Annotated in this window: 4 protein-coding genes and 2 pseudogenes; 5 read left to right on the top strand and 1 reads right to left on the bottom strand. The window is 66.2% G+C overall.

The annotated features are described in order from the left end of the window. Window positions 1-199: 199 nt before the first annotated feature. Window positions 200-463, bottom strand: a pseudogene (rpsT, locus tag AB1281_RS01990) (30S ribosomal protein S20); the annotation flags it as partial. A 117-nt stretch (window positions 464-580) separates the two neighbouring features. Between rpsT and murJ the strand changes: the two are divergent. The 5 genes and pseudogenes from murJ (at window position 581) to ispH (ending at window position 7,539) form a co-directional block, all read left to right on the top strand. Next, window positions 581-2,185 (top strand): murein biosynthesis integral membrane protein MurJ, encoded by a 1,605-nt coding sequence (gene murJ, locus AB1281_RS01985; RefSeq protein ID WP_430344942.1) that lies wholly within the window; start codon window positions 581-583, stop codon window positions 2,183-2,185. A gap of 75 nt (window positions 2,186-2,260) precedes the next feature. Then, entirely contained in the window at window positions 2,261-3,208 is a 948-nt protein-coding gene (locus AB1281_RS01980; protein WP_430344941.1) for a bifunctional riboflavin kinase/FAD synthetase, read from the top strand. Beyond that, window positions 3,205-6,037 (top strand): annotated as a pseudogene (gene ileS / locus AB1281_RS01975) (isoleucine--tRNA ligase). The gene AB1281_RS01980 and the pseudogene ileS overlap by 4 nt, the downstream one beginning before the upstream one ends. Beyond that, window positions 6,037-6,561, top strand: coding sequence for a signal peptidase II (lspA, locus tag AB1281_RS01970; protein WP_430344940.1), 525 nt, complete (start codon window positions 6,037-6,039; stop codon window positions 6,559-6,561). Before ileS ends, lspA begins: the two are co-directional and overlap by 1 nt. Before the next feature lie 27 nt (window positions 6,562-6,588). Continuing rightward, window positions 6,589-7,539, top strand: a complete 951-nt coding sequence (ispH, locus tag AB1281_RS01965; RefSeq protein ID WP_430344939.1) for a 4-hydroxy-3-methylbut-2-enyl diphosphate reductase — start codon at window positions 6,589-6,591, stop codon at window positions 7,537-7,539. Window positions 7,540-8,225: the final 686 nt, after the last annotated feature.

The following is an 8,225-nucleotide window of genomic DNA, read 5'->3' as shown; positions in this document are numbered from 1 at the left end:
GGCCTTGGCCGGGTTTTTCATTGCCCGGTAGTGCGGCCGCTGGCCGGCAGTTCGCTGGAGTTGCCGGCCAGCGGCCGGCACTACCGCATCGCGCGGTCCCTGTGGATCGCCAGGATCGCAGGCAACAAAAAACCCGGCCGGGGCCGGGCTTTTGTCTGCAGCCCAACCCCGAAGGGCAGGGCGGCAACGCCGGATCAGGCGCCTTGAGGGCCTTGATGCGGTCGTTCAGGCGGCTCTTGTGGCGAGCAGCCTTGTTCTTGTGGATCAGGCCACGCGCGCTGAAGCGATCCAGGATCGGCTGGGCAACGGCGAAGGCGGCTTCGGCGCCGGCGGCATCGTTGGCGTCCAGCGCCTTGATCACTTTCTTGACAGCGGTGCGCAGCATCGAGCGCTGAGCCACGTTGCGCGCGTTGCGCACGACGGTCTGCTTGGCGCGCTTCTTGGCGGACTTGATATTGGCCACGGTGGTGGTTTCCTGAAAAAATCGGTGTTATGGGAACAGCAAGCTAGCTAGTATGATGGCGTAAGAAATGCACGTCAAGTCGATTGTCAAGAGGGACGCTGAGTGAGTTCACCCAAGTTGTTGCGGGGCCTGCTGTCGTTCAGCAGCATGACCATGGTCTCGCGCGTTCTCGGACTTGTCCGGGACTTCGTGGTGACCACCACGTTCGGCACCAACGCCATCACTGATGCTTTCTGGGTCGCCTTCAGGGTACCCAATTTCCTGCGCCGGTTGTTCGCCGAAGGGTCTTTTGCCACCGCTTTCGTGCCGGTGTTCACGGAAGTGAAGGAAACCCGCAGCCACGCCGAACTGCGCGAACTGATGGCCCGCACCGCCGGCACCCTGGGTGGGGTGCTGATGCTGGTCACCGCGCTGGCGCTGATCTTCGCGCCGCAGCTGGCCTCGGTCTTCTCAAGCGGTGTTGATACCGATCCGGTCAAGCAGGGCCTGCTGGTCGACCTGTTCCGCCTGACCTTCCCGTTCCTGCTGTTCGTCTCGCTGACCGCACTGGCCGGCGGCGCGCTGAACAGCTTCCAGCGCTTCGCGATGCCGGCGCTGACCCCGGTCATCCTCAACCTGTGCATGATCGCTGGTGCGCTGTGGCTGGCGCCGCGGCTGGGCGGCACCCCGGAAAAGCAGATCCTGGCGCTGGGCTGGGCGGTACTCGCCGCCGGCCTCCTGCAGCTGCTGTTCCAGCTGCCGTCGCTGAAGGGCATCAACCTGCTGACCCTGCCGCGCTGGGGCTGGAGCCATCCGGGCGTGCGCAAGGTGATGACGCTGATGGTGCCGACCCTGTTCGGTTCGTCGGTGGCGCAGATCAACCTGCTGCTGGATACGGTGATCGCGGCCAAGCTGACCGACGGCTCGCAGTCGTGGCTGTCGCTGGCCGATCGCTTCCTGGAGCTGCCGCTGGGCGTGTTCGGCGTGGCGCTGGGCACGGTGATCCTGCCGGCGCTGGCGCGTCATCACGTCAGCACCGACCGCGAGGGCTTCTCGCGTTCGCTGGACTGGGGCCTGCGCATGACCCTGCTGATCTCGGTGCCGGCCATGCTGGGCCTGCTGCTGCTGGCCGAACCGCTGATCGCGACCATCTTCCAGCATGGCCAGTTCAGTGCTTTCGATACCCGCATGACCGCGCTGTCGGTGTACGGCCTGAGCTTCGGCCTGCCGGCGTTCGCCCTGCTGAAGGTGGTACTGCCGGCGTTCTACGCCCGCCAGGACACCAAGACCCCGGTGCGCGCCGGTGTGGCCGCGCTGGTGGCGAACATGGTGTTCAACTTCATCCTGCTGGCGGTGCTGTACCAGGTGATGGTGCCGGAGGAGCTGAAGGCTCAGGGCGTGATGGCGGCCATCGGCAAGCAGCCGGGCCTGCACCTGGCACTGGGCATCGCCAGTGCGCTGTCCAGTTACCTGAACCTGGGCCTGCTCTGGTACTGGCTGGGCAAGACCGATGTCTACCAGCGCCGGCCGGGCTGGGGCGGCTATCTGGTGCGCCTGCTGCTGGCCTGCGCGGCCATGGTTGGCGTGCTGCTGGCCCTGCTGCACTGGCTGCCGGGCTTCTCGGCGATGAGCGTGTGGGAGCGGATCGGTGCCCTGGCGCTGCTGGTCGGCGGCGGTGGCGCGACCTATGCGGTGGCCATGCTGGCGATGGGCTTCCGCCCGCGCGACCTGCGCGGGCATTGATCGCGGCCCGTGGCGGCTATACTTCAGGGTTACACCATTGAAGCGGCGGCCCCGGTCGGGCCGGAACGAGAGTTGATGAGCAGGCTGTTCAGAAGCGTCGAGGGCGGGGAGCTGTTCCCCAACGGAAGCGTGGTCTGTATCGGTGCATTCGACGGCCTCCACCTGGGCCATCGTGCGCTGGTCCGCCACGCGGTTGCCCGCGCGCGCGCCTTGGGCGTGGCCGCAGTGGCCGTGGCATTCGAGCCGCTGCCGCGTGAATTCTTTGCCCAGGGCACGCCGCCGCCGCGGCTGACCCTGGCGCGCAGCAAGGTCGAGATCCTGCGCGAGCTGGGCGTCGATGCGATCGGCCTGCTGCGTTTCGACGCGGCGATGGCGGCGATGCCGGCCGAGACCTTCGTGCGCCAGTTGCTGGTGCACCGGCTGGGCGCCCGCGAAGTGTGGATCGGGCCGGAGTTCTGCTTCGGCAACCGCCGCCGCGGCGATCTGGCCCTGCTGCAGAAGATGGGCGCCGAACTCGGCTTCACCGCGGGCGAGATCGAAGCGGTCGACCTGCATGGCGAGCGCATTTCCAGCACCCGTATCCGCCAGCTGTTGCAGGACGGTGATTTCACCCGTGCCGGCGACCTGCTCGGCCGTCCCTACGCGATCAGCGGGCGGGTGGTGCGCGGGCGCCAGCTCGGCCGTACGCTGGGCTTCCCCACCGCCAACCTGCGCTTCCCGAAGACCCCGGCGCTGTCGGGCATCTATGCAACCTGGGTGCACGGCGTGTTCGACCAGCCGTGGCCTTCGGTGTCCAGTTTCGGCACCCGGCCGACCGTGGAGGGCGTGGAGCCGCTGCTGGAAGCCCACCTGTTCGATTTCCAGGGCGACCTGTACGGGCGCCACATCGACGTGGAGTTCGTCGCCAAGCTGCGCGACGAAGAGAAATTCAATGATCTGGCGGCGCTGACCGACCAGATGCACCGCGACGCCGAACAGGCGCGCGCCATCCTTTCCGAACATAGATTGCGAGCCACTGCGTGAGCCAGGACTACAAGACCACCCTGAACCTGCCAGCCACCGAATTCCCGATGCGCGGCGATCTGCCCAAGCGCGAGCCGGGCATTCTGGCGCGGTGGGAAGAGCAGGGGCTCTACCAGCAGCTGCGCGACAACGCCGCCGGCCGCCCGCTGTTCGTGCTGCATGACGGCCCGCCGTACGCCAACGGCCGCATCCACCTGGGCCATGCGGTCAACAAGATCCTGAAGGACATCATCGTCAAGTCGCGCTACCTGGCCGGCTTCGATGCGCCCTACGTGCCGGGCTGGGATTGCCATGGCCTGCCGATCGAGATCGCGGTGGAAAAGAAGTGGGGCAAGGTGGGCGTGAAGCTCGACGCCGTCGAGTTCCGCCAGAAGTGCCGCGAGTTCGCCGAAGAGCAGATCAACATCCAGCGCGTGGACTTCAAGCGCCTGGGCGTGACCGGTGACTGGGACAACCCGTACAAGACCCTGAGCTTCGACTTCGAAGCCAACGAGATCCGCGCGCTGGCCAAGGTCGTGGCCAACGGCCATCTGGTGCGTGGCGCCAAGCCGGTGTACTGGTGCTTCGACTGTGGCTCGGCGCTGGCCGAGGCCGAGATCGAGTACCAGGAAAAGGAATCGCCGGCGATCGATGTGGCCTACGCTGCGCGCGATGCGCAGGCCATCGGCCAGGCGTTCGGCGTGAGCGTGCCGGCCGACGTTGAAGTGGCCGTGCCGATCTGGACCACCACCCCGTGGACGCTGCCGGCCTCGCTGGCGGTGTCGCTGGGTGCGGAGATCAACTACGTGCTGGCCGAAGGCCCGGCCCACAACGGCAAGCGCCGTTGGCTGGTGCTGGCCGCGGCCCTGGCCGAGCGCGCGCTGCAGCGCTATGGCGTGGACGAGGTGGTGCTGCACGGTGAAACCACTGGCGCGGCGCTGGAAAACCAGCTGCTGGCGCATCCGTTCTACCCGGAGCGCGAGATCCTGGTGCTCAACGGCGACCATGTGTCCGACGAGGACGGTACCGGTGCGGTGCACACCGCCCCCGGCCACGGCCAGGAAGACTTCGTGGTCAGCCAGAAGTACGGCCTGCTGGACAGGTACAACGCCGGTCAGGTGACTCCGATCGACGGCCGTGGCGTGTACCTGGAATCGACCCCGCCGGCCGGTGACGTGGTGCTGGCCGGCCAGCACCTGTGGAAGGCGCAGGACGCCATCGTCGGCGTGCTGCGCGACAACGGTTCGCTGCTGGCCTTCCACCCGATCCGCCACAGCTACCCGCACTGCTGGCGCCACAAGACGCCGGTGGTGTTCCGCGCCACCCCGCAGTGGTTCATCTCGATGGACAAGGCCAACCTGCGCAACGATGCGCTGGCCGCCATCGACACCGTCGGCTGGTTCCCGACCTGGGGCAAGGCGCGCATCCAGAGCATGGTCGACGGTCGCCCGGACTGGACCATCTCGCGCCAGCGCACCTGGGGCGTGCCGATCGCACTGTTCACCCACCGCCAGACCGGCGAGATCCATCCGCGCTCGGTGGAGCTGATGCAGCAGGTGGCCGACCGCGTCGAAGCCGAGGGCATCGACGTGTGGTACTCGCTGGATGCCGCCGAACTGCTGGGCGCCGAAGCGGCCGACTACGAGAAGGTCACCGACATCCTCGACGTCTGGTTCGATTCGGGCGTGACCCATGAAGGCGTGCTCGCCGCGCGTGGCTTCGGCAAGCCGGCCGACCTGTACCTGGAAGGTTCGGACCAGCACCGCGGCTGGTTCCAGTCCTCGCTGCTGACCGGCGTGGCGATCGACAAGCGCGCGCCATACAAGCAGTGCCTGACCCACGGCTTCACCGTGGACGAGCACGGCCGCAAGATGTCCAAGTCGCTGGGCAACGGCATCGAGCCGCAGGACATCATGAACAAGCTGGGCGCGGACATCCTGCGCCTGTGGATCGCCTCGGCCGACTACAGCAACGAGATGTCGCTGTCGCAGGAGATCCTCAAGCGCAATGCCGACGCCTACCGTCGCCTGCGCAACACCGCACGCTTCCTGCTCGGCAACCTGGACGGTTTCGATCCGGCCCAGCACCTGCAGCCGCTCGAGCAGATGGTCGCGCTGGACCGCTGGATCGTGCATCGCGCGTGGGAGCTGCAGGAGAAGATCAAGGCGGCCTACGACGGCTACAACATGGCCGAGATCGTGCAGCTGCTGCTGAACTTCTGCAGCGTGGACCTGGGCTCGCTGTACCTGGACGTGACCAAGGATCGCCTGTACACGATGCCGACCGATTCGCATGGTCGCCGTTCGGCACAGAGCGCGATGTACCACATCGCCGAAGCGTTCACACCGCTGGGTCGCGCCGATCCTGACCTTCACCGCCGACGAGCTGTGGGGCTACCTGCCGGGCGAGCATGCCGGCCACGTGCTGTTCACCACCTGGTATGACGGCCTTGCGCCGCTGCCGGCCGATGCCCAGCTCAACGCCGCTGACTTCGACCAGCTGCTGGCCGTTCGCGAGCAGGTCGCCAAGGTGCTCGAGCCGATGCGTGCCAACGGCGCCATCGGTGCCGCGCTGGAAGCGGAAATCACCATCGCCGCCAGCGAAGAGCAGGCCGCGCGCTGGCAGCCGCTGGCCGATGAACTGCGTTTCCTGTTCATCAGCGGCGACGTGCAGGTGCGCCCGGCGACCACCGACGAGGTGTTCGTCAGCGCCCAGCCGACCACCAAGGCCAAGTGCGTGCGCTGCTGGCACCACCGCGCCGATGTCGGCAGCAACGCCGACCATCCGGAACTGTGCGGCCGCTGCGTGAGCAACGTCACCGGCGCCGGCGAACTGCGGAGCTGGTTCTGATGAGCGCCGCACGTCCGCATCCGAACGCCCTGGTCTGGCTGCTGCTGTCGGCCGCCATCATCGGCCTGGACCAGTGGTCCAAGGCCTGGGTGCTGTCGAGCCTGCCGGAGTTCCAGCCGGTAGTGGTCATCGACGGCTTCTGGAACTGGTACCGCACCTACAACACCGGTGCGGCGTTCAGTTTCCTGAGCGACGCCGGTGGCTGGCAGAAGTACTTCTTCACCGCACTGGCGATCGCCATCAGCGGCCTGATGGCCTGGTGGCTGCGCGGCACCGCCCGCGGCAACTGGAAGGCCGCGGTGCCGTATGCGCTGATCATCGGCGGTGCCATCGGCAACGTGATCGACCGCCAGGTGCACGGCCACGTGGTCGATTTCATCCAGTGGTACGTGGGCAGCTACACCTGGCCCTCGTTCAACATCGCCGACTCGGCCATCGTGGTGGGTGCCATCGGCATCGCCCTGTTTGGCCTGTTCGACGGCAATTCCGCCAAAAAGGCGGATAATGCCAACCCGAAACCGTAAGCCGGCCGCTGCCGGGAGATTGAACTGATGGATGTGCTGCTCGCCAACCCGCGTGGTTTCTGTGCCGGTGTCGATCGTGCGATCGAGATCGTCAAGCGCGCGATCGAAACGCTGGGCGCGCCCATCTACGTCCGCCATGAAGTGGTGCACAACCGCTTCGTGGTCGACGACCTGAAGCAGCGCGGCGCGATCTTCGTCGAGGAACTCGACGAGGTACCGGACAACAACACGGTGATCTTCAGCGCGCATGGCGTGTCCCAGGCGGTGCGCCAGGAAGCCGAGCGCCGTGGCCTGAAGGTGTTCGACGCCACCTGTCCGCTGGTGACCAAGGTCCACTTCGAAGTCGCCCGCCACTGCCGTGCCGGCCGTGACGTGGTGCTGATCGGCCATGCCGGTCACCCGGAAGTGGAAGGCACCATGGGCCAGTGGAACCGCGAAGCCGGTACCGGCCAGATCTACCTGGTCGAAGATGTGGAGCAGGTCGCCACGCTGGTGATCAACCAGCCGGAAAACTTCGCCTACACCACCCAGACCACGCTGTCGGTGGACGACACGCGCGGCATCATCGATGCACTGCGCGAGCGTTTCCCGGCGATGCAGGGCCCGAAGAACGACGACATCTGCTACGCCACGCAGAACCGCCAGGACGCCGTGCGCGACCTGGCCAAGCGCTGCGACCTGGTGCTGGTGGTCGGCTCGCCGAACAGCTCCAACTCCAACCGCTTGAGCGAGCTGGCCCGTCGTGAGGGCGTTGAGTCGTACCTGATCGACGGCGCGCACGAGATCGACCCGGCATGGGTGGTGGGCAAGCAGCACATCGGCGTCACCGCCGGCGCCTCGGCACCGCAGGTGCTGGTCGATGGCGTGCTGGCACGCCTGGCCGAGCTGGGCGCCACCGGCGTGGGCGAGCTGGACGGCGAACCGGAATCGATGGTGTTCGCGCTGCCGAAGGAACTGCGCCTGCGCCTGGTCGACTGACCGGGGAAGGCCTCATCCACGCATGGCGTGGATTTACTGCCCCCGGTCTGGTGTATTCCTGCAGCGCGAGCGCATCTCACCAAGTAGATCCACGCCATGCGTGGATCGGCTCTCCACTCATGACCTTCGGCCGCGGGGGCGCACGCGCTCCAAGCCTGGCAGCGGTGCCGTCGCTGGAGCCTTCCTGATGAAGACACGTATCCTTGCGCCGCTCACTGTTGGCTGAACAGGACGAGCATGGTGATGTGAATGTACCCCACTGTGATGCGTGGCCGCATCGGTTGTCTCACCCGAGAGCGGTCGTTCTGCAAGCATGTGGCGCCTGGTCTCAAGTCCGTAGCCGTTGCCCTCTTGCGCCGGAAAGTTCCAAGGCTTTCTCGTTTCAGGTGTGATCGGGAGTGGATAACGGAGTCTCTAGGAGTTTTCCTATAGAGCGAAAGGATCATTAGCGCCAGGATTTGAGTCGGATCGCTGTGATCCGAGGAACGGGGCTAGAAAATGGTATGGAAATACCTGATTTTGATCTTCTCACTTCTCTATCCCGCCTACGCGAAGGCGCAAACCTATCCTGTAACTGGCTTGGGCCAGTGCGTAGACTTCATCTCAGCTGCATCCACAACACTTACCTCGCAGATCCAGGCTCATGCGGGCGTCAGGGCGTATGGCCTCCCCCCCAGCTATGACCC

Source organism: Stenotrophomonas sp. NRRL B-14846 (assembly GCF_050473585.1).
GTDB lineage: Bacteria > Pseudomonadota > Gammaproteobacteria > Xanthomonadales > Xanthomonadaceae > Stenotrophomonas.
Note: the sequence above shows the minus strand (reverse complement) of the source record. Positions and strands in the feature narration are given on the sequence as shown.

What these genes read in the sequence shown, in the direction of transcription:
- AB1281_RS01980 (WP_430344941.1), top strand. Translation starts at nt 2,261, where the DNA reads ATGAGCAGGCTGTTCAGAAGCGTCGAGGGCGGGGAGCTGTTCCCCAAC.
- lspA (WP_430344940.1), top strand. Translation starts at nt 6,037, where the DNA reads ATGAGCGCCGCACGTCCGCATCCGAACGCCCTGGTCTGGCTGCTGCTG.
- ispH (WP_430344939.1), top strand. Translation starts at nt 6,589, where the DNA reads ATGGATGTGCTGCTCGCCAACCCGCGTGGTTTCTGTGCCGGTGTCGAT.